This is a genomic window from uncultured Roseibium sp., assembly GCF_963675095.2.
GTDB lineage: Bacteria > Pseudomonadota > Alphaproteobacteria > Rhizobiales > Stappiaceae > Roseibium.
In genome coordinates this window covers 30,498-56,139 of record NZ_CAXXSJ010000051.1, presented here as the reverse complement: position 1 = coordinate 56,139, position 25,642 = coordinate 30,498, and the positions used below count along the sequence as shown (strand labels likewise).

Here is a 25,642-nt window from a genome sequence, read left to right as displayed (position 1 = left end):
GAGTGTTCCTGTTTTGATGCGCATTCGCACAGTACGGTGATTTACAGACTACCAGATTACGAGATTACGGCACGTTAATGGTGGGAAACTGAATTTCCCCAGAACGTGATCTTAAGCAATCCAGCCTTATCGCCCGCCGCGTTCGGCAATCCAATCTGCACAAATGACGCGCGCCTCCGCATCCAGTGCCATGACCGTTTCCACATTGTCGGGATGGCCGAGGCACCCGGTGGCTTCCAGCCGGTTGATCGTCGCCTCCACCGCTGCCGGAATATCCAGAAACCGCAGACGTCTGTCTAGAAAGGCGCTGACGGCGATCTCGTCCGCCGCATTCAGGGCGCAGGTTGCGCCGCCGCCGCGCTTGAGGGCCGAAAGAGCCAGTCCGAGCGCGGGAAATCGAACCGGATCCGGCTTCTCGAAGGTAAGCGAACCGATTTCGGCCAGATCAAGCCTTTTGAGTGGCACGGACATCCGCTTTGGCCAGGCAAGACAATGAGCGATCGGGGTGCGCATATCGGGTGACCCCATCTGCGCCAGAAGAGAACCGTCGGCGTACTGCACCAGGCCGTGCACGACCGATTGGGGATGAACGAGAACCCCCAATTGGTCGTCGTCGACCGGGAACAGATGGAAAGCCTCGATCACTTCGAAGCCCTTGTTCATCAAGGTGGCGCTGTCGATGGTGATCCGTTGCCCCATTTCCCAGTTGGGATGCTTGAGGGCCTGTTCCGGCGTGATCGTCGCCATGTCCTCCAGCCGGGTCGTTCGGAAAGGACCGCCGGAGGCCGTCAGGATGATCTTTTCCACTTCGCGCCGGTTTTCCGGCTCGAAGACCTGGAAGATGGCATTGTGTTCGCTATCGACCGGAAGAAGCGTCGCCCCTGTCCGGTGGATCTTTTTCATGAAAAGGTCACCGGCGGAAACAAGGCATTCCTTGTTGGCAAGCGCAATCGCCCTGCCCGGCCTTGATGGCGGCAAGGGTCGGGACCAGTCCGGCTGCGCCCACAATGCCGGCAACGACCATGTCGGCAGGCCGGTCGACGGCGTCCAGAACGGCCTGGTTGCCAACGGCAAACGGCAATCCCGCTTCCAGACAGGGCCTGTGCCAAGGCAGGTCCATGCGCTTCATTGGCCAAAAACGGCCGCATCGGCATTCACCAGACGGGCCAGACGCGCCAGTTCGTCGACATTGTTGTTGGAAACAAGTGCCGTCACCTTGAACCGCTCGGGATTGCGCGCGACGAGGTCAAAGCGTGCTTTTCCCGATCGAGCCGGTCGCCCCCAAGACGATCAGGCGGATCGGCTGTGTCGTACCATCCATGTCCATGTCCATCGGTGAAGACGACGCCGCGTCCATGAAACTATTCCCTTAGCCGAGTGCCAGACCGGAAATCGGATCCGCAACGCTACCGCCGAATAAAACTCCGAGCGCGACCGCTGCAATTGCCGCGGCGACCAGCCCGTCTACGCGATCCATGATGCCGCCATGCCCCGGGATGAGATGACTGGAATCCTTCACGTTGAAACGACGTTTGACGCCGGATTCCAGAAGGTCCCCCAATTGCGAGACGATCGACAAGACTGCCGCCAATAACGCCCAGGCGAAAAGGTCTACTTTTCCGGCAAGTGCTGCCGTAGCGGAGCCGAGCAGGACGGCGCACACCAGTCCGCCAATAGCCCCCGACCAGGTCTTGTTCGGTGATATTTTTCTCCAAAGCTTCGGTCCGCCGAAAGCCCTGCCGGTAAAATAGGCCGCGATATCCGTCGCCCAGACCAGGACAAGCAGGAAAAACAGAAACTCCAGACCTTGCACCCCGCCCCTGATGACGAGCAGCGCATAGAGGGCCAGACCTGCGTAAATCAGGCCTTCGGCCGCCCAACGCCCTGCCCGGCTAAACCCGCTCAGGCCGTAGACGACAAGCGCGCCCCCGACGGGGCAGGCCAAGGATAGTCCGGGATAACCAGAATGATAGGCTACCGCGAGCCCTACAAGCGCCAGATATCCGGCAATCCCGTGCGGTGTCATAAGCCGGGTTCCGGTCATCTCGAACCATTCGTGCAGAAAAAGGATGGCAGCCACCAGCGCAAGCATGCCGAAAGCAGGACCGCCCAACCATGCAAGGCCAAGGACGATCGGCCCGAGTACGGCGGCAGACAGGACCCTCAACTTTAAATCGGACTTGTTCTTCGGGCCCTTGTCCGGTGTATTCCCCTCAAGGCCAGCCATTCTAGAGCGCTTTGGCGGCCAGGCCACCGAACCGGCGCTCGCGCCCCATGAAGTCCGACAGGGCCTGATCGAACGCGGCCTCGTCGAAATCGGGCCAATGGACCGGCGGAAAATGGAACTCCGAATAGGCGGCCTGCCACATCAGGAAATTCGATAGCCTCAGTTCGCCACTGGTGCGGATAATGAGATCCGGATCGGGAATACCCGCGGTATCGAGCCGGCTTGCGATCGCCTTCTCGTCAATATCTTCCGGAGCCAGCCGTCCGGCGGCGACTTCTTCTGCAAGTTGACGGACCGACCTGGTGATTTCGTCGCGCGATCCATAATTGAACGCGACGACAAGGGTCATCCCAGTATTGTTTTTGGTCAGTTCTTCCGCCTCGACCAGCAACGCGCGGATACCGGGTTCCAGCGTAAGCCGGTCGCCGATTACCCTGATCCGGACATTTGCATTATGGATCTCGGTAAGGTCACGCTGAACGAAACGGCGCAGCAGCCCCATCAGGAAGCTGACTTCCGGCTGCGGCCGGCTCCAGTTCTCCGAGGAAAAACTGTAAATCGTCAGATAGCGGATACCGGTTTTGACCGCGTGCCGGATCGTCCGGCGCAACGCTTCCAGTCCATGACGATGACCTTCGGTCCGCGGCAACCCTCTGGCCGTTGCCCAACGGCCGTTCCCGTCCATGATCAAGGCGACATGGCGCGGCAAGGCGCCGGCGGCCGAATCGGGCGCCGTATCCTCGGATTTTCGATCTGGACTGACCGTCATGAGGGACCCTGCTTTCAGCCGAAGCGCTTCAGACCTGGGAGATTTCCTGTTCTTTTTTCTCCAGCATGGCATCGACTTCGCCGATCATGCTGTCCGTCAGCTTCTGAACTTCATCAGACGCGACCCGGCTGTCGTCCTGGCTGATATCGCCGTCCTTTTCCAGCTTTTTGGCCGTGTCCATGCCGTCTCTGCGTACATGCCGGATGGCGACCTTGGCCTGCTCGGCGTATTTGTGCGCAACCTTGATCAGCTCCTGGCGCCGTTCCTGGTTGAGTTCCGGGATCGGCAGGCGCAGCAATTGGCCGTCGACGACCGGATTGAGGCCGAGGTTCGATTCGCGGATCGCCTTCTCCACCGCAGAGACCATACCTTTGTCCCAGACCTGGACCGCGACCATGCGCGGCTCGGGCACGCTGACGGTCGCGACCTGGTTGATCGGCATGGTCTGCCCATAGGCTTCAACGTTGATCGGATCCATCATGCTGGCGGAGGCGCGGCCCGTGCGCAGCCCAGCGAATTCGGTTTTCAGCACCGATAGAGCGCCCTGCATGCGGCGCTGCAAATCGTCCAGGTCAATACCTTCTACGGGCATATTGTCCTCACTTCATTCTAATTTGTTCGTTTTAATAGACTCTCAGCCGGCGCCAAGATGGCACACTCGCGCCGAAACACAAGGGGCAGGCCACGGCAAATAAGGAAAACTGTCAGCCACCGACCACGGTGTAAGTGCCGGTCTCCTGCAAAACGCTGACCAGCGCGCCCGGTGTATGAATGGAAAAGACGATAACGGGAATGGAATTGTCACGCGCAAGGGCGATCGCCGTGGTGTCCATGACCTTCAGATCGCGCTGGATGACTTCCTCATAACCGAGGGTTTCGTAACGCACCGCATCCGGATTGATCTTCGGGTCTTCGGAATAAACGCCATCGACCTGCGTGCCTTTCAAGAAGGCATCGCATTTCATCTCCGCAGCCCGCAGAGCCGCGCCCGAGTCGGTCGTGAAGAACGGATTGCCTGTACCGCCGGCGAAGACAATCACGTCACCGTCTTCCATGTAGCGTTCGGCGACACGCTGGGTGAACGTCTCGCAAATGGAAGGGACCGGAACGGCGGACAGCACCCGTGCCTGAACTTTCAGCCGGCGCAGGGCATCGGCGATGGTCAGGCTGTTCATGATGGTCGCCAGCATGCCCATGTGGTCACCGGTGACCCGGTTGCCGCCCTTGGCGGCGACCGCCACACCCCGGAAGATGTTGCCGCCGCCGACAACGACGCCGACCTGGGCCCCGAGCGCCACCGCATCCGCGATTTCCTTCGCGATCCGCTGCACGATGGCCGGATCGATACCGAAGGATTGGTTCCCCATTAGCGCCTCCCCAGACAGCTTCAGAAGCACGCGTTTCCAGCGGAGCGGATTGGTCATGGCGGAACCCTATTTCTTGTTGTGGCCTCTCAAAAAAAAGCGCCGGTCAATGCCGGCGCTTTTCGAACTTACTGCCCGGTGGCTGCTGCCACCTCTGCGGCGAAGTCTTGCTCTTCCTTCTCGATCCCTTCGCCAAGGGCGAAGCGGACGAAACCGGTCAGCTTGACGGGCGTGCCAAGTTCCTTGGCCATCGCCTCGACTGCCTGTTCGACTGTCTTATCCGGATCGATCACGAAGGCCTGTTTAACCAGCGTGACTTCTTCGTAGAACTTGCGCAGGCGACCTTCCACCATCTTCTCGATGATGTTTTCGGGCTTGCCGGATTCGCGCGCCTGTTCGGAGAACACGCTCTTCTCGCGTTCCACGACAGCCGGGTCGAGCTCATCGGTGCTCAGGGCCAGCGGGCTGGTCGCGGCAACATGCATCGCAATCTGACGGCCGAGACCGTTCAGCTTGTCCTTGTCGCCGGACGATTCCAGGGCGACCAGAACACCGATCTTGCCGAGGCCTTCGGTGACCGCGCCGTGAACGTAGGTCGCGACGACGCCTTCGGAGACGGACAGCATGGCCGTCCGGCGAAGGGTCATGTTCTCGCCAATGGTTGCGATCGCATCGGTGATCGCATCCGCAACGGACTTGCCGCCGATCGTGGCAGCGTTGACCGCGTCCAGCGTACCGTCGGTTGCCACGGCCACAGCGGCCACGTTCTTGACCAGATCCTGGAAGCCTTCGTTACGGGCAACAAAGTCCGTTTCGGAGTTCAGTTCAATGACGGCTGCCTTGCTGCCTTCAGCGGCAACACCGACCAGGCCTTCAGCGGCAACGCGGCCGGCCTTCTTGGCAGCCTTTGCCAGGCCCTTGGTGCGCAGCCAGTCAACAGCAGCTTCCATATCGCCGCCCGACTCGGTCAGGGCGGTTTTGCAGTCCATCATGCCAGCGCCGGATTTCTCGCGGAGCTCTTTTACCATCGCAGCGGTAATGCTCATCGATTGCCTCGTGGATGGGGGTTATTGATAGGACACGGTGTAACGGTAAATCACCCGCGCCTTTATGACGGAGCTGCAACGAATTGCAGCCCCCTCTGCGAATTCAACAGATTTCTGCCGCCACTATTGCAGCGGCAGAACAATTAAGCCTGAGCGGCAGCTTCTTCGGCCGGAGCTTCTTCTGCAGCAACAGCTTCTTCAGCTTCGACCTCAGCCAGAGCTTCTTCGACTGGAGCTTCTTCACCGGCACCGATGTCCATGCCGGAAGCACCCTGGGCGCGGGAAATGCCGTCGATGGCAGAGCGCGCGATCAGATCGCAGTAGAGCGTGATGGCGCGGCCGGCGTCATCGTTGCCCGGTACCGGATAGGTGATTCCTTCCGGATTGGAATTCGAATCGAGGATAGCGGCGACCGGGATACCCAGACGGCGGGCTTCCTGGATGGCAATCGCTTCACGGTTGGTATCGATCACGAAGATCAGGTCCGGGATACCGCCCATGTCCTTGATGCCGCCGAGGTTCCGCTCGAGCTTCTCGCGTTCGCGGTCCATGAACAGGCGCTCTTTCTTCGTCAGCGCGTTGGCGGCATCGGAATTGAGCGTTTCTTCCAGCTTGCGCAGGCGCTGGATCGACTGGGAGATGGTCTTCCAGTTGGTCAGCATGCCGCCGAGCCAGCGGGCGTTGACGAAGTACTGCGCGGAGTTGCGTGCAGCGGTCGCAACGGATTCCTGCGCCTGGCGCTTGGTGCCGACGATCAGAACGCGGCCACCGCCGGCAACCGTGTCGCTGACGGCCTTCAGGGCCTGATGCAGCAGCGGAACGGTCTGGGCAAGATCGATGATGTGAACGTCATTGCGGACGCCGAAGATGTACTGGCCCATGCGCGGGTTCCAGCGGTGCTTCTGGTGGCCGAAGTGAACACCAGCTTCCAAGAGCTGACGCATATTGATATCGGGCAGAGCCATGGCTCTTAAACTCCTGATTTTCCGGTTTGACCTCCGCAAGAGGATTTGGACCGAAGGTGCTTCCAAAGCGAAGCTCCAGACGGTCACCGGATGGAAGGCCGATAAGCTCGGTTTCCGCCCCTTGCGTGTGGAATGGGCGCCTTATAGTTGGACCGCTTTGTGAATTCAAGGCCTGGAGAGCAGTTTTTCGCGCTTAGTTCGTCAACAGAAAGCGCCCCCCTACGGCTGCGTGTGAAACGCCCTTGCCGACAATCCGATCCTCCCCGGTCCTGCCAGACATGATTGCGCCCGACGGACCGCTGGTCTACCAAAACTTCCCGACCTCACGACCTCTTCGCGCAAGGGAGCAGAACTTGACCACCAAAGGTATCAACCACCTCGGCCTGACCGTCCGGGATCTGGACCAGACAACGGCTTTTTTCACCGACCTGCTCGGCTGGACATCACTCGGCCGGGACGACAGCTATCCGCGCACGACCGTAACGGACGGACAGGCCCGCTTCACCCTCTGGCAGGCGGACCGGTCGCAGCCCATGACGGACTTCAACCGCAAGACCAACATCGGCCTCCATCACGTCGCCCTGGAGGTCGCCACGAAAGAAGACTTGTTCGAAATGGCCGACAAGGTACGCGACTGGCCCGGTATCGTCATGGAATTCGAACCCGAACCGCTTGGCGGCGGACCGCGCATGCACATGATGTTCGCCGAACCGGGCGGAATCCGGGTGGAAATCATCTGGCCGGCTGGCCAATAAGAATTGCCTGCAGAAAGATCCGAAAACGATCACGCCATCTGCACGTCGGTCACGCCGGGTACCGCCTTGAGTGCCCCGGCGATTTCCGGCGATAGGCGGAATTTCCCCGGCAACTTGACCTCGACTTCGCGTGTGCCGTTATCGAGAAGCACAACGACGGTCACCTCGCCCTCGCCGCGCACCTGCAGATGCCTGCGGAGACTTTCCACCGGACGCTCGTCCCGCAGAAACACGCGCATGCTTTTCTGCAGCCGCGTGACGACCTTTTCGATCGGGTCAACCTGCTCGATTCGGATGGACGGCTCGTCGTCGCGCATGTCGGCGCCGACCAGCAGAACCACGGACCGGCCGGGCTCAAGCTGATCGCGGAACTGTTCCAGCTTTTCCTTGAAAAGCAGACCTTCATATTGGCCCGTGGCGTCCGACAGGCGCACGATGCCCATCCGGCTCCCGGTGCGGGTCTTGCGTTCCTGCTTGGACAGAACGGTACCGGCCAGCCGTCCCGCGGATGCCCCTTTCTTCACGGCTTCGGCGAATTTCGCCCAGGGCTGTACCCGCATCTTTTCCATGAGCGGTCCGAAGTCGTCGAGCGGATGGGCGGACAGATAGAAACCGATGGCGGCATGTTCGCGCTGGAGCTTTTCCTCACCGGTCCAGGGAGCCGCATCGGGCATCTGCAGCGGCTCCTCGCCGTCGCTGCCGCCGAACAGTTCGTCCTGGCCGAGGCTCTTGTTCTCCTCGGTGCGCTGCGCCAGTCCCATGATCCGGTCGAGCCCTTCCAGCACCCGTGCCCGGTTGGGCTCCAGCTCGTCGAACGCGCCAGCGGCAACCAGGTTCTCCAAGGTCCGCTTGTTGAGGAATTTCGGCGAAATCCGCCGGGCGAAATCGCCCAGGCTCGTGAACGGGGTGTCGCCGCGGACATCGACGATGTGTTCCACCGCCTGTTCTCCGACACCCTTGATGGCGCCCATGGCGTAGATGATCTTGCCGCTATCAACGTCGAAATGGACCATCGAGCGGTTGATCGTCGGCGGCACGATTTCGATCCCCATACGCCGGGCTTCCTGGCGGAAATCGCCGAGCTTGTCGGTATTTCCCAAATCCAGCGTCATGGACGCTGCCATGAATTCGACCGGATAGTTGGCCTTCAGCCAGGCCGTATGATAGGAGACGAGCGCGTAAGCGGCCGCGTGGGACTTGTTGAAGCCGTAGTTGGCGAATTTCGCCACCAGGTCGAAGATCGTTCCGGCCTGCCCCTTGTTGATCCCCCGCTCCACGGCACCGTCAACGAAGCGGGCCCGCTGGATTTCCATCTCCGCGGCAATCTTCTTGCCCATGGCGCGACGCAGAAGGTCGGCTTCGCCGAGCGAGTAGCCCGACAGCACCTGGGCAATCTGCATCACCTGCTCCTGGTAGACGATAATGCCGTTCGTCTCCATCAGGATCGGTTCCAGGAGCGGATGCAGACAGTCTGGGTCCTGCTCGCCGTGCTTCACTGCGTTATAGACCGGGATGCTTTCCATCGGCCCCGGACGGTAGAGCGCCACGAGCGCGATGATGTCCTCGAACCGGTCCGGCTTCATGCCGGCGATGGCGCGGCGCATGCCCTGACTTTCCAGCTGGAACACGCCGAAGGTCTCGCCCTTGGCCAGGAGCTGATAGGTCTTCTCGTCGTCGATCGGCAGAGCCGCGACATCCACCTCGACGCCGCGCCGTTCGATCAGCTTCACCGCCGTGTCGATCACCGTCAGTGTCTTCAGGCCAAGGAAGTCGAACTTCACCAGCCCGGCATCCTCGACCATCTTCATGTTGAACTGGGCGACGGGCATGTCGGAACGCGGGTCGCGGTAGAGCGGGACGAGTTGTTCCAGCGGCCGGTCGCCGATCACCACGCCGGCGGCGTGGGTCGATGCGTGCCGGTAAAGCCCTTCCAGCTTCTGCGCCATCTTCAGAAGCTTGTCGACGATCTCTTCTTCCTGCGCGGCCTCACGCAGCCGCGGCTCGTCGTCAATCGCCTGGGCAAGGGTGACCGGGTTGGCCGGGTTTGCGGGCACCAGCTTGCACAACCGGTCCACCTGACCGTAGGGCATCTGCAGGACCCGGCCGACGTCGCGCAGAACGGCGCGTGCCTGCAGCGAACCGAAGGTAATGATCTGAGCCACCTGCTTGCGGCCGTATTTCTCCTGAACGTAGCGGATCACCTCTTCACGCCGGCTCTGGCAGAAATCGATATCGAAGTCCGGCATCGACACGCGTTCGGGATTGAGGAAACGTTCGAACAGCAGCGAGAACCGCATCGGATCGAGGTCGGTAATGGTCAGCGACCAGGCAACGAGGGAGCCCGCACCCGAACCACGGCCCGGCCCGACCGGAATATCCTGGGCCTTGGCCCATTTGATGAAGTCGGCAACGATCAGGAAGTATCCTGGGAATTTCATCCGCTCGATAATGCCGAGCTCATAGTCCAGACGGTCCCAGTAGTCTTTTTCTTCCAGTTCCGGAGCCAGGCCGTGGGCCTCCAGGCGCGCAATCAGGCCTTCCCGCGCCTGACGCTTGAGTTCTTCCGACTCTGCCTTCTCCGCTTCCTCCGGATCCGCATCCGCGCCGGCGAAACGAGGCAGGATCGGATCACGCCGAAGCGGCCTATAACTGCAGCGCTGCGCGATTTCCACCGTGGAAGCAAGAGCTTCCGGCAGGTCGGAAAAGAGTTCGGTCATTTCCGCACGCGACTTGAAATAATGTTCCGGCGTCAGGCGGCGGCGGTCTTCCTCGATAACGACACGGCCTTCCGCGATGCAGATCAGCGCGTCATGGGCCTCGTAGTCTTCCCGCTTCGGAAAGAAGGCCTCGTTGGTTGCTACCAGCGGCAGATCCAGTTCATAGGCCAGATCGATGAAGGCCGGCTCGGTCCGCCGCTCCTCCTCTGTGCCATGGCGCTGGAGTTCCACGTAGCACCGGCCCTTGAACGCCTCCGAAAGACGGACGAGCCGCGCCCGTGCCAGATCCTTCTGGCCGGAGGTCAGCATCTTGCCGATCGGCCCGAGGCTCCCGCCTGTCAGCAGGATCAATCCACCTGACTTTTCTTCAAGATATTCACCCGTCACGTGGGGAATAAGACCGGTCTCGGTATCGAGGAACGCGCGCGAACTCAGTTCCATCAGGTTGCCGTAGCCGGTCTCGTCCATGGCCAGCAGAATGACATTGGAAAGCGGCGGCTCCCCTCGCCGTCCGCCTTCGGCGCCGTCCTTGAAATCGATGGAAAGCTGGCAGCCGATGATCGGCTGGATGCCCGCCCCCCAGGCCTTGGCGGAAAACTCCTGGGCTCCGAAGAGGTTGCCCGTATCGGTAATGGCAAGCGCCGGCTGCTCATCCGCTTTTGCCAGATCGAGCAGTTTCTTGATCGGTAACGCGCCTTCCAGAAGGGACAGGGCGGAATGAACCCGCAGATGCACGTACCCGACACCACTGTCCTTTTCAGAGGAAGTCTGCTTGGGGGAATCTGGGCTCGTCATCACGCACACCACCGCTCGGTCTGGAATCGCGGTTAAGTGAAACGGTTCGAAGGTCGGCTGTCGAGGCGGGAACGCGGATATTCACCAGTCTTCACTGTTACCGCCGGCAAATTTTCCTGCAGCCAACGCCGCAGTGTCTGCCAAAACGATCCCTCAGCGGAAAACCATAGCCGGTGAACCGCTTAAAAAATGAGGGTCTGATTAGAGCCTTTCTCGGTTAGATTGATCCATTCTGCCGGAGCCGGTTTGGTTCAAGGCCGAGGGATTTGACGAAGACCGTTCTGACCGCACGGTCAAGGCGAAGCCCGACGGCATTGGGCCAAACAGGCCCGGCCCTTTGGGTTTCCGTCCGGCGGACGCCTGCTTTGTCGAGCCGCTTGCCCATAGCCCCGCGATGGGCTGCGCACCTCTCCGCGCACCTCTCCTCGCCGGACGACAAACAGAATGGTTCAATCTAACCGAGAAAGGCTCTAGGCTGTAGTGACAATTTAAGGAATTGGGGATTCCCAAAGGTCGACAAATCAGATTCAACACTGGCTTTTGGAGGCTGGTGTGGAAGGCGAGATACTTCGGGACGATCAATGGGAGCGGCTTCGGGAATTTGTTCCGGGTGGCCGGCAGGGGCGGCGCGGTCCGCGCAGTGACGGACGTCGTTTCTTTAATGCGATCTTATGGCTCGCTCGCTCAGGCGCCCGCTGGAAAGATTTGCCAGAGGACAGGTTCGGTCCCTATCAGACAGCCAAACGGCGTTACTATCGCTGGATTGAAGCTGGTGTCTTTGAGCGCATATTCGAGGCGATCGCCCGTGAGCCGGACATGGAGTGGCTGGCAATCGACGCGACCGTCATAAGAGCACATGCCCAAGCCGCGGGCGGAGCGCGCAAAAGGGGGGATCTGAAGCCCAGGCCCTTGGACGCTCCCGGGGCGGCTTTGGAACGAAGATCCACGCAGTAGTGGACGCACTGGGCTTACCGGTTCGCTTCGATATCGGGCCGGGACAACAAAATGACATGGCTCCCGCGTGCCGTCTCATGAGCGGTCTGCATGCACAGCAGGTTCTTGCGGATCGCGCCTATGACGCTGACAGTCTACATGATCTTATTCTTGAACAAGGCGGCGAGCCCGTCATTCCGCCACGCCGCCATCGCAAGCATCAGCATCACTACGACCAAATCGCATACAAGAACCGGTGGGGAATAGAAGGCTACTTCGCCAAACTCAAGCAATGGCGCCGTATCGCTACGCGATACGATAAGCTCGCTGCAAACTTCATCGGCTTCATCAAGCTCGCAAGCATTATGCTCTGGCTTAAATAATTAAATTGTCACCACAGCCTAGCGCAGAGCCATCAAAACATCGCCCCAAACGGCGAGGGTCGCGCAAAAGCAAACAAGAGAACCGAGTGCGGCAAAATCGCGGGCCATGTAGATCATGTCGTCCTCCAACACGGGAAACTCAACTCGATGGAGAGACTATGTTCCATTTATGTTCTCATTGCAAGCACTTTTTGTTCTCACTATTTGACCTTGGTCATAAAACTTTGCAAAATCTGTGTTCTGGCTTGGTTCTCGTTACCATCCCCTCCGGTCAAAGGGGAACGATCCTGCCCTCTGCCAGGGTGATCGCCCGATCCATCCGGCCCGCGAGTTCCATGTTGTGGGTCGCAAACAAGGTCGCGACCCCGGAAGCCCGGACCAGCGCCTGCAGCGCATCAAAGACATAATGCGCTGTGTGCGGATCGAGATTACCGGTCGGCTCGTCCAGAAGCAGGATCCGCGGCGCATTTGCCACTGCGCGAGCCACAGCGACACGCTGTTGCTCCCCGCCGGAAAGTTCGGAAGGCCGATGCGACGCCCTTGCCCCCATGCGCATGTATTCCAGAAGCTCCTGGGCCCGTTCCGCGGCCACGTCCTTCCTCAAACCCCGGATCATTTGCGGCATCATGATGTTTTCAAGAGCGCTGAATTCGGGAAGTAGATGATGGAACTGATAGACGAAGCCGACATCGTTCCGCCGGATCGCCGTGCGCTGATCGTCGTCGAGCTCGGAACAGTTCCGTCCGCCGATGAAAACATCGCCGCTGTCGGGGTGCTCCAGAAGGCCTGCTATGTGCAGTAGCGTCGACTTGCCCGTGCCGGACGGGGCGACGAGCGCGACCATTTCGCCAACGCCAAGCCGCAAGTTCGCCCCGCTCAGGATCCGCAGCGCATTATCGCCTTCCTGAAAGCATCGCTCGATCTGTTTCAGTTCCAGCGCCGCATGTCTGCTTTGGGCCTGTCTTCCCGGGTCCGTACGCATATCCATCACTCGTACCTCAGCGCTTCAACGGGATCGAGACGCGCCGCGCGCCAGGCGGGATAGAGCGTCGCCAGCAGGGACAACACCAGCGCCATCACCAGCACCATGACCGTTTCACCACTGTCGATATCGGCCGGGAGGCGGGAGAGGAAATAAAGCGTCGGATCGAAGATCTGCGTGCGGGTTACCCAGGAGATGAACTGGCGGATGCTCTCGATATTGAGGCAGACGACAAGGCCAAGCAGAAAACCGGCGATCGTTCCGACACATCCGATACTGGCGCCGGTGATCAGGAAGATCCGCATGACGGACCCCCGAGTTGCCCCCATGGTGCGCAGGATCGCAATGTCCCTGCCCTTGTCTTTCACCAGCATGATCAGCCCGGAAATAATGTTGAGCGCGGCGACCAGCACGATCAGCGTCAAGATGATGAACATCACGTTCCGTTCCACCTCCAGTGCGGAGAAGAAGGTGACGTTGCGCTGGCGCCAGTCGGAGGTATAGGCCGGGCGATTGGCGGCATCCTCGATCGCGGCCTTCATCTCCCCGACCCGGTCCGGGTCGAGCACATAGATCTCGACGCCGGTCACATTTCCGTCCATCCGGAAGAAGCCCTGCGCCTCGGTGATGGGCATGAACACAAAAGTGGAATCATATTCGCTCATACCGATCTCGAAGATCGCCGTTACCGGATAGGCCTTGACCCGCGGCGTCACCCCCATCGGCGTGACGTTGCCCCTCGGCGATATGATGGTGACATTGTCGCCGATGGTAACGCCGAGCTGCTGAGCCATGCGCGAACCGATGGCGACCCCCTTGCCGGAATCGAAATCATCGAGCGTGCCGTGCAGGATATTGCTTGTAACCAGCGGCACCTTGCGCATGTCGCGCTCTTGGAGGCCGCGGACCAGTCCGCCAAGGTTGCCGGCCGGGCCGGATATCAGCGCCTGGCCTTCCACGAACGGAATGGCGCTGATCACATCGGGAACGTTCTCGATCCTTTTCGCCACCTCATCGTAATCTGTCAGGGGCTGGTCGATCGGCTGAAGCAGCATATGACCGTTGATGCCCAGGATCTTGCCGAGCAACTCGCTCCGGAACCCGTTCATGACCGCCATGACGATGATGAGCGTCGCCACGCCCAGCATGATGCCCGCGAAGGAGAACCCGGCAATCACGGAAATGAACGTCTCGCGGCGCCTGGAACGCAGATAGCGTCCGGCGATCATCCATTCGAAAGCCGAGAAGGGCTTTGTGCCGGAAACCGCTTCCACATTGTCGGCGGTCTCTGCTGTTCCTTGCGCTGTCATCACACGTCCACTTGCCGTCAGGCCCCCAGATTCCGTTCACGGAATCACCTCTTCGGAGGATCGGCGAGCAGACTTACGCCGTCAATGCCGCAACGAGCTTGTTCAGCGTTGCTTCTGGGGACAGCATTTCCTTTTCGCCGGTGGCACGGTTCTTCACCTCAAACACGCCATCTTTAAGGCCGCGCGGACCTCCGACCACCTGATAAGGCAGACCGATCAGGTCCATTGTGGCGAATTTCGAGCCGGCGCGGGCATCCGTGTCGTCGTAAAGCACTTCGATGCCGGCCTGTTCCAGCTTGCCGTAAAGGTCCTCGCAAGCGGAATCCGTCAACTCGTCTCCGGCCTTCAGATTGACCAGTCCGACATGGAACGGAGCGACGGACGCCGGCCAGATGATGCCGTCATCGTCATGGCTGGCCTCGATGATCGCGCCGAGGAGGCGCGACACGCCGATCCCGTAGGAGCCCATATGGACCGGAATCTCGGTCCCGTCCGCCGTCGCCACTTTGGCACCCATCGGATCAGAGTACTTGGTACCGAAATAGAAGGTCTGGCCGACTTCGATACCGCGGGCAACAATCCGCTTGTCTTCCGGAACAGAAGCTTCGAATTCGCCCTTGTCGACAACGTCTTCCGTCGCCGCATAATGGGACGTCCAGTCGGCCACGATCGGGCTCAGGTCGCTGTCGAAGTCCACGTCATCGCCAGGAATAGCCTTTTCCAGGTAATCGGCGTGGCAGTAGACCTCGCTCTCGCCGGTGTCGGCCAGAACGATGAATTCGTGGCTCAGGTCGCCGCCGATCGGCCCGGTTTCCGCACGCATAGGGATCGCCGTCAGGCCCATCCGCTTGTAGGTGCGTAGGTAGGCGACGAACATCCGGTTATAGGACTCGACCGCCTTCTCCTGATCAAGATCGAAGGAATAGGCATCCTTCATCAGGAACTCCCGTCCACGCATGATGCCGAACCGAGGACGGACCTCGTCGCGGAACTTCCACTGGATGTGATAGAGGTTCAGCGGCAGGTCCTTGTAAGAACGGACATAGGCACGGAAGATGTCGGTGATCATCTCTTCGTTCGTCGGCCCGTATAGCATGTCCCGTTCGTGCCGGTCGGTGATGCGCAGCATCTCCTTGCCATAAGCGTCGTAGCGTCCGCTTTCCCGCCAAAGGTCGGCGGACTGGATGGTCGGCATCAGAAGCTGAATGGCGCCTGCACGGGCCTGCTCCTCTTCGACGATCCGCTCGATCTTGCGCAACACCCGGTGCCCCAGCGGCAACCAGGAATAGATCCCCGCAGATTGCTGACGAATCATGCCGGCGCGCAGCATGAGACGGTGGGAGACAATTTCCGCCTCCTTGGGCGTTTCCTTCAAAATGGGCAGAAAGAAGCGGGACAGACGCATGAGTTTCACTCTTGGAACGAAGGGTTGATCAATTCGGATCGCAGTCAAAGCGCATGCGCTTGAGAATGACAAGTGCAAAGCTGAGCAACCGGTGTGTTTCTCTCCCCAAATGCCTCAAAATTCGGCACGAAAGACAGTTACTACGCCTGCTAAACTCCTGTGCAAGCAAAAAAAATATGCTTTGCGACACAAATAGGTGACAACCGTCATCTGATCCTATAGTGTCTCTCGTCATAAGAAGAAGGGCGGTCGGCAAATATGCTAACCCCCTTATATAGGCATCGCGGTCTGAGTCTTGGGAGGAAGATCCCTCCGGCGCCCGGTAACGGTCGCAGCCGACCCACTGGAATTCGAATGAATACAGTGAGGCAAGAGGGATATTTAGACGCGGAACTTTTCAGAAGGCAGAGCTTGGCTCTGCCTTTTTTTCTGCCCGTTGGTCAGCCTATATATATATTAGCAGTTTTACTTAAGATTGCAGCGCGACCTTACGCCTCAGTTCGTAGCCGTCTGCGCGGCCCTGCAGTTTGATTCGGCAAACCCGTCAAATCAGAACGGCAGATCATCCAGGCTGAAACCGGATGTTTTCAGAAAATAGAAACCGGCAAAGAGAAGCGAGGTCACGATGGTGGTCAGAATGATCACCCTCAGGAACCTCGGCTTTTCCGGAGCCCCCGGATCCGAACCCGGCACGATCTCGCCTGCTTCCGCCTGGGTCCGGTGAAGTCCGAACGGCAGAAACGCAAACAACAGGATCCACCACATCATGAAATAGACGGCGACGCCGTAGGTCACGCTCATTATGTTCGCTTATGCCTCTTCCGCTTCCGGGCCAGGATTTTCAAAATCTCTTCGCTGATATTGGATATCAGTCAGGCCGACTTGCAGGCCCCGGCATTCGGCCGGTATTTGCCTGCAACACATCCGGTCTCCTAACACAGACGACCGCCTCCGGCCAATTGCTTCCTGCACCGCAGGTTGCCGGACATTGTCGCACCCACGACGTCTTTGGCCGGACGATTTATTCGAAAGGCGGCGACTTGACCGTCCTTACCACCGGTACGGCAATGGCCTCAGGCTGGGCGGGAAATTCGGCCGCCCGGCCTTCTCGCCAGTAAAGCGCAAGAGCCAGCCCCCAGATCGCCACCTCCGCAAGGAATGTCCAGTGCAGGATAAAACTGAACAACCAGTGCGGCTTGGTCGGTCGAATCGTGATGAGCTGGTAAAGCGTGTTGTCCCATGGAGCAAGCCACAGGATGCCGCCGACCACGCTGTCCAGAACCAGATGGAGAAAAGCCGCGGCAATGGCAATGATCACATAAGGGCGAAACCGCGTGCGCCATAAAGCGACGAGGCTCACTGTCCCGACGACGGCCCAGAAGGCCGGAATATGAACCCAATACCGGTGATGATGGATCTGGCGGCCGTCGACCAGGAAAAACCAGATCAGGTCGAAGTCCGGCAGGATTGAAAAAAACAGGGCGACCGGCAGCAGCAGCGGCGGCCGGTCCTTCATCAGTTTTGTCAGGCAATAGCCGGCGGGAAGATGAGCGGTCAGCATAGGATCCGATAATGCAAAGGGTTTCGCCTAATAACGGTTTGACCCAATTGCATAATCGGTTCCGTGGCCCAAAATGGGGCCACAACCTGAAAACAGTATGACCCTTTCAGGGACAACTCCGGACGGCAGATCCTTTTAAGCTTCTTCCAGCTCGGTCAGGGTGCCCAGAAAGTCCTTCGGATGCAGGAACAGCACCGGTTTGCCGTGGGCGCCGATCTTCGGCTCGCCGTCACCGAGCACGCGCGCGCCGTCGGAGAGCAGCTTGTCGCGGGCTGCGATGATGTCATCCACCTCGTAACAGACGTGATGGATGCCGCCGGACGGGTTCTTTTCCAGAAACTTGACGATCGGCGAGTTCTCGCCGAGAGGCTCCAGCAATTCGATCTTGGTGTTGGGCAGGTTGATGAACACCGTCGACACCCCGTGGTCCGGCTGCGCCACTTTTTCAGACACATCCGCACCAAGCGTGTCGCGATAGACCGCTGCCGCAGCCTCGATATCGGAAACCGCAATCGCCACGTGATTTAATCGACCGATCATGAACCTCACTCCCATACCAGTTTCCGGGTTCCATACCCCGGACAGACCTCAAACGCGGGTGACCAGCACCTTGCAGAGCGTCTTCTTGCCCCAAACCTCAAGAACGGCGGATCGCGCTGCCCTGCGGGCGGCCTCACCGATCAGATCCTTGTCCTTGCGCCGGGCCTTCGGAATACTCCGGATCGCACCGATCACCGCCTTCGTGATGATGTCTTCCATGGGCTCGCCTTCATCGTCCGTATCCGGAAGCCCCATCGGCGCGATTTCCGGATCGTCCTGAAGGTCGCCGGCCCGGTCAACCACCAGAGCGACGACTACCGCCCCGGCATAGGACAGTTTGCGACGCTCCTTGACGCCGGTCACTTCCGGATCGTCGAGGATGTTCCCGTCCTTGACCAGGATGCCGGACGGCGCCTCGTCGATGATCCCTGCGGTCCCGGAATTCAACCGCATGATATCGCCATTCTTGCCGCGGACGACTTCCGGCACCTTCTGCGCTGCCGCAAACTCCGCGTGCGCCGCAAGATGCAACGGTTCACCGTGCACGGGAACCACGACTTTCGGCTTGAGCAATTTGTAAAGCTGTTCCAGTTCGCCGCGCCGCGGGTGACCGGAAACATGCACCAGCCCGTCCCGGTCGGTGACGATCTCCACACCGGTCTTGGCGAAATTGTTCAACACCTCACCGACGGCCTTCTCGTTCCCGGGAATCGTGCGCGAGGAAAAGATCACCATGTCGCCCTTCGAAAGGGCGATGTTGCGGTGATCTCCAGACGCGATCCTGGAAAGCGCTGCGCGCGCTTCGCCCTGCGAACCGGTGCAAAGCAGGACCGTCTTGTCGCGGGGCAGATAACCGAAGGCTTCCTCGTCGTGGAAGGACGGCAGTCCCTCCAGATAACCGAGTTCGCCGGCAACATCGATCACGCGGAGCATGGATCGTCCGACAACGACCACATCCCGGCCCGCATCCGCAGCCGCTTCCGCAATCGCCCGGATGCGCGCCACGTTGGAAGCAAAGGTCGTCACGGCCACCCGGTGTTTGGCCGTCTTGAGGATTTTCTTCAACTCGACGGCAACATCCGCCTCGCTCGGGCTTTCGCCGTCCCGGATCGCATTGGTGCTGTCGCAGATAAGCGCCATCACCCCTTCCCGGCCCAGTTCGCCCAGGCGGTCCAGATCGATCGGCCGGCCGATGCCCGGCGTCAGGTCGATTTTCCAGTCGCCGGTGTGAAGAACCAGCCCGGCAGGCGTGCGGATCGCAAGTGCGCAGGGCTCGGGGATGGAATGCGCCATGGCGACGAATTCCACATCGAACGGTCCGATCTTGTGCCGTTCGCCCTGTTCGACGATGGTGACCGGAACCTTTTCCGATCCCGGCTCGCTTTCGTACTTTGCTTCCAGAAGCCCGGCGGTGAAAGCGGTCGCATAGACCGGGACCTTCAGGAACGGCCACAGGTGGATGATCCCGCCGTAGTGATCTTCATGCGCATGGGTGATGACCATGCCGACGATGTTGTTCACTTCCTCTTCGAGGAACTTGATGTCGGGAAGAACGAGGTCGATCCCCGGCAATTCCGGACCGGCAAAGGAAACGCCGCAATCGACGATAAGCCAGGATCTGTCATTTTCAGGCCCATAGCCGTAAAGGCCGAGGTTCATTCCTATTTCGCCTACGCCGCCGAGCGGCAAAAAGACGATATCATTGGCTGCTGCCATTCATAACTCCAAACAGCGGTTGTGTGAGATGCCGAACGAGCCCCGAAAATTCAGGGATCTGAACTCAGAATCCCGAATTCAGGGCTTCAAGCCCGGCAAAAAGACGTCCCCAGCGTAGATGGTCCTTGGTTCACCGCTATCAAGCCTGAGGACCAGATGCCCCTGGGAATTAAGATCCAGGAAGGTTCCCGAAATTTCATCGGATGCGTTGCGCACGGTTATCTTCTGACCGAGATGGGCAGCCCTCGCGAGCCACTCCGCGCGCACCTGTAGAAAACCGTCCGCCTTCTGCCAGTTTTCAAGCCAATGCGCAAGTCGGGCGCTCAGATGGGCCAACAACCCCTCGGCTGTCACCCGGTACCCGAGCGCGGTCAGGTCGATGCTGGGATAAAGCGACAGCTCCGGATGGGAGACGCAATTCACCCCGAAGCCGAGCACGACTGCCAGACGTTTGTCTGCGAGGGTCTCCGCCTCCAGCAGGATCCCGGAAAGCTTGGCACCTTCGATCAGCAGATCGTTCGGCCACTTGAGTTTGGCCAAATGATACGCGCCGGTTTCCTGGTCCACCGCTTCGGCGAGCGCTACGGCCGCCAGCAGTGGCAGTTCGCCGAGACGTTTAACAGGCCCCGGATCGATCAGCAGATGACTGGCAAAGAGATTGCCGCGCGGCGATGCCCAGTCGCGACCGAGGCGCCCCCTGCCCTGCGTCTGCTCTCCGGCCGTAATCCAGAGCCGGCCTGGATCCCCGGACCGGGCTCGTTCAAAAGCAAGTGTGTTGGTCGACCCGACCGTATCGTGATGTTCAAAACGAAGACCCGGCGCGGAGCACGCCGGGTTTCCGGTTTCGTCAGATGAATGACCGCCGGTCAGAAGAGCGATCCCGCGGCCACTGTTGCAGCCTGGACGATCGGACCCGGCAGAACCACGAAGAAGATCACGAACACGCCGGACAGGCCGAGCACGAAACGCAACTCAACCGGCATGGCCTCGAAGGCTTCCGCAGGCTCGTCGAAGAACATCACCTTGATCACCCGCAGGTAATAATAGGCGCCGACGACCGACATCAGGACACCGATCACCGCCAGCGGATAAAGCCCTGCTTCGACCGCTGCGGAGAACACGAACCACTTGCCGAAGAAGCCGACGAACGGCGGAATACCCGCAAGCGACCACATCAGGACTGCGAGCAGGATCGCCATCGGCAGGTTGGTGCGCGACAGGCCGGCAAGCTCGTTGATGTCTTCCACCATGCCGTCCTTGCGGCGCATGGACAGGATGCAGGCGAACACGCCGAGGGTCATGGCCAGGTAGGCGGTCATGTAGAAGATCACGCCGACGACACCGGTCTGCGTGCCGGCCGCAAGCCCGACCAGCGCGTAGCCCATGTGGCCGATCGAGGAATAAGCCATCAGGCGCTTGATGTTGGTCTGGCCGATCGCTGCGAAAGAGCCGAGCGCCATGGAAGCAATCGACACGAACACGATCACCTGCTGCCAATCGGTTGTAACCGGCTGGAAGGCGTCGATGACGATGCGCACCAGCATGCCCATGGCGGCGACCTTCGGCGCGGCTGCCAGGAAGGCGGTCACGGGCGTCGGCGCCCCTTCATAGACGTCCGGCGTCCACATGTGGAACGGCACGGCGGAAATCTTGAAGGCCAGACCGGCGAGAATGAACACCAAGCCGAAGATCAGGCCGATGGATGCCCCCTGATGGGCAAGCACTTCGGAAATCTCGGCAAAGCCGGTGTGGCCGGTGAAGCCGTAGGTCAGCGACATGCCGTAGAGCAGCATGCCGGACGACAACGCCCCGAGGACGAAATACTTCAGGCCAGCTTCCGTCGAGCGTACCGAGTCCCGGTTGATCGCCGCGATCACGTAAAGTGACAGGCTCTGCAGTTCCAGGCCCAGGTAGAGCGAGATCATGTCGTTGGCCGACAGCATCAACAGCATGCCAAGCGTCGCCAGCAGGATCAGGATCGGATACTCGAACCGGTCGAACGACTGGGATTTCGCATAGGCCCAGGACATGGCGATGGCGAAGAACGATCCGATCAGCACCAGGAGCTTCATGAAATAGGCGAAGTCGTCGAGCACGAAGGCGCCGCCGAAGGTTTCGCCCATCTTCGCTCCGAACGGCAGCACGAACAGCGCGGTCGCCGCGATCAGTCCCATGGACATGCCGTTGACCAGGAAGCTGATCCTCGGTCCGCCAAAGGCACCGATCATCAACAAGACCATCGCGCCGATAGCCAGGAAGATCTCCGGCAGGACCGGGAGGAGATCTGGCAAATGGGTCATTTCCGACATGTCTCGTCTCTCGCCTTCGGAACGTTAATGCGCGGCTGCTGCGGCTTGCTGGACCTGGCCAGCCGCCTCAAGCGCTGCGTGATAGGAGTTGATCAAATTGTCGACCGCGCCCTGGGTCACGTCGAGGATCGCCATAGGATAGAACCCGAAGAAAATCGTCAGCACGATCATCGGGACCAGGATGGCCTTTTCCCGAAGGGACAGGTCTAGGATCGATTTCAGGCTTTCCTTCTCCAGCGCGCCGAAGACGACGCGGCGGTAGAGATAAAGCGCATAGGCTGCCGAAAGGATCACGCCGGTGGTCGCGAAGAACGCCACCCAGGTGTTCACCTGGAACGCACCCATCAGCGTCAGGATCTCACCCACGAACCCGGAGGTTCCCGGCAGCCCGACATTGGCCATGGTGAAGATCAGGAACGCGACCGCGTATTTCGGCATCCGGTTGACCAGCCCGCCATAGGCGGAAATCTCGCGGGTATGCATCCGGTCGTAGATCACGCCGACGCACAGGAACAGCGCACCGGAAACGATGCCGTGCGACAGCATCTGGAAGATACCGCCCTGCACGCCCTGGGGCGTCATGGTGAAGATGCCCATGGTGACGTAGCCCATGTGCGCCACGGACGAATAGGCGATCAGTTTCTTGATGTCTTCCTGGGCGAGCGCGACCAGCGATGTGTAGATGATCGCGACCACGGACAGGGTGAAGATGAACGGCGCGAACATGTCGGACGCGACCGGGAACATCGGCAACGAGAACCGCAGGAAGCCATACCCGCCGAGCTTCAGGAGAATACCGGCCAGAATGACCGAGCCCGCGGTCGGCGCTTCCACGTGCGCATCCGGCAACCAGGTATGCACCGGCCACATCGGCATCTTCACTGCGAAGCTGGCGAAGAAGGCGAACCACAGCCAGCCCTGCATTTCCACCGGGAACGGATGGTTCAGGAGCTCGACAATATCCGTCGTGCCTGCCTGCCAGTACATCGCCATGATGGCGATCAGCATGAGAACCGAGCCGAGCAGCGTGTAGAGGAAGAACTTGTAGGACGCATAAACGCGCCGCGCACCGCCCCAGACCCCGATGATCAGGAACATCGGAATGAGGCCCGCTTCGAAGAAGACGTAGAACACCACCAGATCGAGCGAGCAGAACACGCCGATCATCAGGGTTTCCAAGACGAGGAAGGCGATCATGTATTCCTTCACCCGCTTCTGCACACTCTCCCAGGAGGCGAGAATACAGAACGGCATCAGGAACGTGGTCAGGATCACGAACAGGATGGAAATGCCGTCGACACCCATCTTGTAGTTGATCTTGCCGCCGAGCCAGTCGCTGGTTTCCACCATCTGGAAACCGGGATTCTGATAGTCGAAGCTGCCCCAGATGAACAGCGACAGGGCGAAGGTGAACAGCGTCGTGACGAGAGCCACGCCACGGATGTTCTTCTTGCCGCCCTCATCGTCTCCCGGCACCAGGAGAATCGCCAGGACACCTGCCAGAGGCAGAAACGTCGTGGTCGTAAGAATTGGCCAATCGTTCATCAGTGAGCTCCCCCACCGGTGCCCACACCGGTGAACATCGACCAGGTGATCAGGGCAGCCACCCCGATCAGCATCGCAAAGGCATAGTGGTAGAGATATCCGGTCTGCAGCTTGACCACCCAGGTGGTCACGTTCTGGACGCGGGCGGCAACGCCATTGGGACCGAAGCCGTCGATGATCGTCCCGTCACCCTTCTTCCAGAGCTTGCGGCCGATCCACAAGGCAGGCTTCACGAACAGGAAGTCATAGAGTTCGTCGAAGTACCACTTGTTGAGCAGGAACTGGTAGAGGCCGGCATGCCGTTCCGCCAGCCTCTTCGGCGACTCCGGCGAGCGAATGTAGAATTGGTAGGCCACCAGGAACCCGCCAACCATCATGACGAAGGGCGATACCTTCACCCAGGTCGGAACTTCATGCATGGCATGCATGATGTGGTTGTCCGGACCGAGGAAGATAGCGCCTTTCCAGAACTCCTCGAACGCATGACCAATGAACGCCCCCTTGAACACCATGCCGGCAAGAGCGGCCCCGACCGACAGCAGAAGCAGCGGCACCAGCATCACCCAAGGCGATTCATGGACATGGCTCATGACGTCGACCGGCGCGCGCGGCTTGCCGTGGAAGGTCATGAAGGTCAGGCGCCAGGAGTAGAACGACGTCAGCGCGGCGGCTGCGACCGTCAGCCAGAAACCGTAGAGTGCGAAGTCGTTATGCCCTGCATAAGCGGCCTCGATGATCGCGTCCTTGGAGATGAAGCCGGCAAAACCGATCGAGGTGAGCGGCAGGCCAACCCCGGTCAGGGCGAGCGTGCCAATCATCATCGTCCAGTAGGTGAACGGAATGTGCTTCCGGAGGCCACCCATCTTGCGCATGTCCTGTTCGTCGGAAACCGCGTGGATCACCGAACCGGCGCACAGGAACAGCAGCGCCTTGAAGAAGGCGTGAGTGAACAGGTGGAAGATGCCGACACCATAGGCCCCGACGCCGAGCGCCACGAACATGTAACCGAGCTGCGAACAGGTCGAATAGGCGATCACCCGCTTGATGTCGTTCTGGACGAGACCAACCGTTGCCGCGAAGAAGGCGGTGGTGGCGCCGAAGAAGGTCACGACGGTCAGCGCCGTATGGGACAGCTCAAACAGCGGCGACAGGCGCGCAACCATGAACACGCCGGCGGTCACCATGGTCGCTGCGTGAATGAGCGCAGAAACCGGCGTCGGGCCTTCCATGGCGTCCGGCAACCAGGTGTGCAGCAGGAACTGCGCGGACTTGCCCATGGCGCCCATGAAGAGCAGCAGGCAGACAACAGTCAGCGCCCCATGCGGGTCGAGCTGATAGCCGAGGAACGTCATCACCTCGGCGTGTTCGCCCGCCAGGGCGGGCGCATTTGCGAAGACCGTCGACAAGTCGATGCTGTTGAACAGGTAGAAGACACCGAAGATGCCGAGCGCGAAACCGAAATCGCCGACGCGGTTGACGACGAAAGCCTTCATCGCGGCCGCATTGGCCGACGGCTTCTGGTACCAGAAACCGATCAGCAGATAGGAGGCAAGGCCCACGCCTTCCCAGCCGAAGAACATCTGCAGCAGGTTGTCGGAAGTCACCAGCGACAGCATGGCGAAGGTGAACAGCGACAGGTAGGCGAAGAACCGCGGACGGTGTGGATCGTGGTGCATGTAGCCGATGGAATAGACATGCACGAGCGCGGACACCGAGTTCACCACCACCAGCATGACCACGGTCAGCGTGTCGACCCGGATCGACCAGGTCACGTCCAGCGCGCCTGCCGTAATCCAGCGCATGATCTGGATCTGGTAGAGCGCGGTTTCGCCGTATCCGACCGTAAAGAAGGCATACCAGGACATGAGAGCCGATAGGATCACCAGACCGCTGGTGACGTATTCGCTCGCCTTGGCACCGATCGCCTTGCCGAACAGTCCGGCGATCAGGAACCCGATCAGGGGCAGGAAGACAATTGCAGAGTACATTCGCCCCTAGCCTTTCATCACGTTGATGTCTTCCACGGCAATCGAGCCGCGGTTGCGGTGGAACACCACCAGGATGGCCAACCCGATGGCGGCTTCGGCGGCGGCGACCGTCAGAACCAGCATGGTGAAGATCTGCCCCATCATGTCCCCGAGGAAGCTCGAGAAAGCGACGAAGTTGATGTTGACGGCCAGGAGCAGGAGCTCGATGGACATCAAGATGACAATCACGTTCTTCCGGTTCAGGAAGATTCCGAAGATCCCGATCGTGAACAGGATCGCCGCGACCGTGAGATAATGCGACAGACCGATTTCCATGGGCGCCTCGCCGTGCT

The 25,642-nt window shown here is 59.9% G+C and carries 21 protein-coding genes and 1 pseudogene; 2 read left to right on the top strand and 20 right to left on the bottom strand.

Annotation, left to right across the window (positions count from 1 at the left end; all coding sequences use genetic code 11):
• Positions 1–126: 126 nt before the first annotated feature.
• From ABIN98_RS19495 to rpsB, 7 genes and pseudogenes are all read right to left on the bottom strand, one after another.
• Positions 127–1,333 (bottom strand): annotated as a pseudogene (locus ABIN98_RS19495) (1-deoxy-D-xylulose-5-phosphate reductoisomerase).
• A gap of 36 nt (positions 1,334–1,369) precedes the next feature.
• A complete protein-coding gene (locus tag ABIN98_RS19490) occupies positions 1,370–2,227 on the bottom strand; it encodes a phosphatidate cytidylyltransferase (protein WP_346912213.1) in 858 nt (285 codons plus the stop codon).
• Between the two features lies 1 nt (position 2,228).
• Positions 2,229–2,996 carry an isoprenyl transferase gene (locus ABIN98_RS19485; RefSeq protein WP_346912212.1) on the bottom strand — a complete coding sequence of 256 codons (768 nt, stop codon included), beginning with the start codon at positions 2,994–2,996 and terminating at the stop codon, positions 2,229–2,231.
• A 28-nt stretch (positions 2,997–3,024) separates the two neighbouring features.
• On the bottom strand, positions 3,025–3,588 hold the full coding sequence (gene frr / locus ABIN98_RS19480; RefSeq protein ID WP_346912211.1) for a ribosome recycling factor: 564 nt from the start codon (positions 3,586–3,588) through the stop codon (positions 3,025–3,027).
• Between the two features lie 112 nt (positions 3,589–3,700).
• Entirely contained in the window at positions 3,701–4,420 is a 720-nt protein-coding gene (gene pyrH / locus ABIN98_RS19475) for a UMP kinase (RefSeq protein ID WP_346912210.1), read from the bottom strand.
• 68 nt (positions 4,421–4,488) lie between these two features.
• A complete protein-coding gene (tsf, locus tag ABIN98_RS19470; RefSeq protein ID WP_346912209.1) occupies positions 4,489–5,406 on the bottom strand; it encodes a translation elongation factor Ts in 918 nt (305 codons plus the stop codon).
• Between the two features lie 143 nt (positions 5,407–5,549).
• Positions 5,550–6,371 (bottom strand): 30S ribosomal protein S2, encoded by an 822-nt coding sequence (gene rpsB / locus ABIN98_RS19465; RefSeq protein WP_346912208.1) that lies wholly within the window; start codon positions 6,369–6,371, stop codon positions 5,550–5,552.
• A 353-nt stretch (positions 6,372–6,724) separates the two neighbouring features.
• On the opposite strand from rpsB, the gene ABIN98_RS19460 reads away from it, so the two are divergent.
• The gene (locus ABIN98_RS19460) at positions 6,725–7,126 is read left to right on the top strand and encodes a VOC family protein (RefSeq protein WP_346912207.1); all 402 of its coding nucleotides are present in this window, start codon (positions 6,725–6,727) and stop codon (positions 7,124–7,126) included.
• Positions 7,127–7,155: 29 nt separating this feature from the next.
• Here the strand turns inward: ABIN98_RS19460 and dnaE are convergent, their stop codons facing one another.
• Positions 7,156–10,638, bottom strand: a complete 3,483-nt coding sequence (gene dnaE / locus ABIN98_RS19455) for a DNA polymerase III subunit alpha (RefSeq protein ID WP_346912206.1) — start codon at positions 10,636–10,638, stop codon at positions 7,156–7,158.
• 552 nt (positions 10,639–11,190) lie between these two features.
• On the opposite strand from dnaE, the gene ABIN98_RS19450 reads away from it, so the two are divergent.
• Positions 11,191–11,954, top strand: a protein-coding gene (locus ABIN98_RS19450) for an IS5 family transposase (protein WP_346909186.1) whose coding sequence is annotated in 2 segments (ribosomal slippage) — positions 11,191–11,521 and positions 11,521–11,954 — 765 coding nt in all. Because the reading frame shifts where the segments join, the coding sequence is not laid out codon by codon here.
• Positions 11,955–12,225: 271 nt separating this feature from the next.
• Here ABIN98_RS19450 and ABIN98_RS19445 read toward each other — a convergent pair.
• From ABIN98_RS19445 to nuoK, 12 genes are all read right to left on the bottom strand, one after another.
• Positions 12,226–12,942: an ABC transporter ATP-binding protein gene (locus ABIN98_RS19445; RefSeq protein ID WP_346912205.1), complete on the bottom strand. Its 717-nt coding sequence runs from the start codon at positions 12,940–12,942 to the stop codon at positions 12,226–12,228.
• Complete coding sequence (locus tag ABIN98_RS19440; protein ID WP_394701563.1) at positions 12,942–14,246, bottom strand: lipoprotein-releasing ABC transporter permease subunit; 1,305 nt, start codon at positions 14,244–14,246, stop codon at positions 12,942–12,944. The genes ABIN98_RS19445 and ABIN98_RS19440 overlap by 1 nt, the downstream gene beginning before the upstream one ends.
• Positions 14,247–14,319: 73 nt before the next feature.
• Positions 14,320–15,651: a proline--tRNA ligase gene (gene proS, locus ABIN98_RS19435; RefSeq protein ID WP_346912204.1), complete on the bottom strand. Its 1,332-nt coding sequence runs from the start codon at positions 15,649–15,651 to the stop codon at positions 14,320–14,322.
• Positions 15,652–16,200: 549 nt separating this feature from the next.
• A complete protein-coding gene (locus tag ABIN98_RS19430; RefSeq protein WP_346912203.1) occupies positions 16,201–16,452 on the bottom strand; it encodes a DUF1467 family protein in 252 nt (83 codons plus the stop codon).
• 220 nt (positions 16,453–16,672) lie between these two features.
• Positions 16,673–17,212: a metal-dependent hydrolase gene (locus ABIN98_RS19425; RefSeq protein WP_346912202.1), complete on the bottom strand. Its 540-nt coding sequence runs from the start codon at positions 17,210–17,212 to the stop codon at positions 16,673–16,675.
• A gap of 135 nt (positions 17,213–17,347) precedes the next feature.
• A complete protein-coding gene (gene mce / locus ABIN98_RS19420) occupies positions 17,348–17,752 on the bottom strand; it encodes a methylmalonyl-CoA epimerase (protein WP_346912201.1) in 405 nt (134 codons plus the stop codon).
• A 48-nt stretch (positions 17,753–17,800) separates the two neighbouring features.
• The gene (locus tag ABIN98_RS19415; RefSeq protein WP_346912200.1) at positions 17,801–19,468 is read right to left on the bottom strand and encodes a ribonuclease J; all 1,668 of its coding nucleotides are present in this window, start codon (positions 19,466–19,468) and stop codon (positions 17,801–17,803) included.
• A gap of 78 nt (positions 19,469–19,546) precedes the next feature.
• On the bottom strand, positions 19,547–20,338 hold the full coding sequence (locus ABIN98_RS19410) for a biotin--[acetyl-CoA-carboxylase] ligase (RefSeq protein ID WP_346912298.1): 792 nt from the start codon (positions 20,336–20,338) through the stop codon (positions 19,547–19,549).
• On the bottom strand, positions 20,335–21,777 hold the full coding sequence (gene nuoN, locus ABIN98_RS19405) for an NADH-quinone oxidoreductase subunit NuoN (protein WP_346912199.1): 1,443 nt from the start codon (positions 21,775–21,777) through the stop codon (positions 20,335–20,337). Before nuoN ends, ABIN98_RS19410 begins: the two co-directional genes overlap by 4 nt.
• 24 nt (positions 21,778–21,801) lie before the next feature.
• Complete coding sequence (locus tag ABIN98_RS19400; protein WP_346912198.1) at positions 21,802–23,322, bottom strand: NADH-quinone oxidoreductase subunit M; 1,521 nt, start codon at positions 23,320–23,322, stop codon at positions 21,802–21,804.
• Positions 23,322–25,310, bottom strand: coding sequence for an NADH-quinone oxidoreductase subunit L (gene nuoL / locus ABIN98_RS19395; RefSeq protein WP_346912197.1), 1,989 nt, complete (start codon positions 25,308–25,310; stop codon positions 23,322–23,324). Before nuoL ends, ABIN98_RS19400 begins: the two co-directional genes overlap by 1 nt.
• Before the next feature lie 6 nt (positions 25,311–25,316).
• The gene (gene nuoK, locus ABIN98_RS19390) at positions 25,317–25,625 is read right to left on the bottom strand and encodes an NADH-quinone oxidoreductase subunit NuoK (RefSeq protein ID WP_346896509.1); all 309 of its coding nucleotides are present in this window, start codon (positions 25,623–25,625) and stop codon (positions 25,317–25,319) included.
• Positions 25,626–25,642 lie beyond the last annotated feature (17 nt).

Coding starts and splice junctions, on each gene's coding strand:
- proS (WP_346912204.1), bottom strand. CDS start 15,651: ATGCGTCTGTCCCGCTTCTTTCTGCCCATTTTGAAGGAAACGCCCAAG.
- pyrH (WP_346912210.1), bottom strand. CDS start 4,420: ATGACCAATCCGCTCCGCTGGAAACGCGTGCTTCTGAAGCTGTCTGGG.
- frr (WP_346912211.1), bottom strand. CDS start 3,588: ATGCCCGTAGAAGGTATTGACCTGGACGATTTGCAGCGCCGCATGCAG.
- dnaE (WP_346912206.1), bottom strand. CDS start 10,638: ATGACGAGCCCAGATTCCCCCAAGCAGACTTCCTCTGAAAAGGACAGT.
- tsf (WP_346912209.1), bottom strand. CDS start 5,406: ATGAGCATTACCGCTGCGATGGTAAAAGAGCTCCGCGAGAAATCCGGC.
- ABIN98_RS19445 (WP_346912205.1), bottom strand. CDS start 12,942: ATGGATATGCGTACGGACCCGGGAAGACAGGCCCAAAGCAGACATGCG.
- rpsB (WP_346912208.1), bottom strand. CDS start 6,371: ATGGCTCTGCCCGATATCAATATGCGTCAGCTCTTGGAAGCTGGTGTT.
- ABIN98_RS19490 (WP_346912213.1), bottom strand. CDS start 2,227: ATGGCTGGCCTTGAGGGGAATACACCGGACAAGGGCCCGAAGAACAAG.
- ABIN98_RS19400 (WP_346912198.1), bottom strand. CDS start 23,322: ATGAACGATTGGCCAATTCTTACGACCACGACGTTTCTGCCTCTGGCA.
- mce (WP_346912201.1), bottom strand. CDS start 17,752: ATGATCGGTCGATTAAATCACGTGGCGATTGCGGTTTCCGATATCGAG.
- ABIN98_RS19485 (WP_346912212.1), bottom strand. CDS start 2,996: ATGACGGTCAGTCCAGATCGAAAATCCGAGGATACGGCGCCCGATTCG.
- nuoL (WP_346912197.1), bottom strand. CDS start 25,310: ATGTACTCTGCAATTGTCTTCCTGCCCCTGATCGGGTTCCTGATCGCC.
- nuoN (WP_346912199.1), bottom strand. CDS start 21,777: ATGTCGGAAATGACCCATTTGCCAGATCTCCTCCCGGTCCTGCCGGAG.
- ABIN98_RS19440 (WP_394701563.1), bottom strand. CDS start 14,246: ATGACAGCGCAAGGAACAGCAGAGACCGCCGACAATGTGGAAGCGGTT.
- nuoK (WP_346896509.1), bottom strand. CDS start 25,625: ATGGAAATCGGTCTGTCGCATTATCTCACGGTCGCGGCGATCCTGTTC.
- ABIN98_RS19415 (WP_346912200.1), bottom strand. CDS start 19,468: ATGGCAGCAGCCAATGATATCGTCTTTTTGCCGCTCGGCGGCGTAGGC.
- ABIN98_RS19430 (WP_346912203.1), bottom strand. CDS start 16,452: ATGAGCGTGACCTACGGCGTCGCCGTCTATTTCATGATGTGGTGGATC.
- ABIN98_RS19425 (WP_346912202.1), bottom strand. CDS start 17,212: ATGCTGACCGCTCATCTTCCCGCCGGCTATTGCCTGACAAAACTGATG.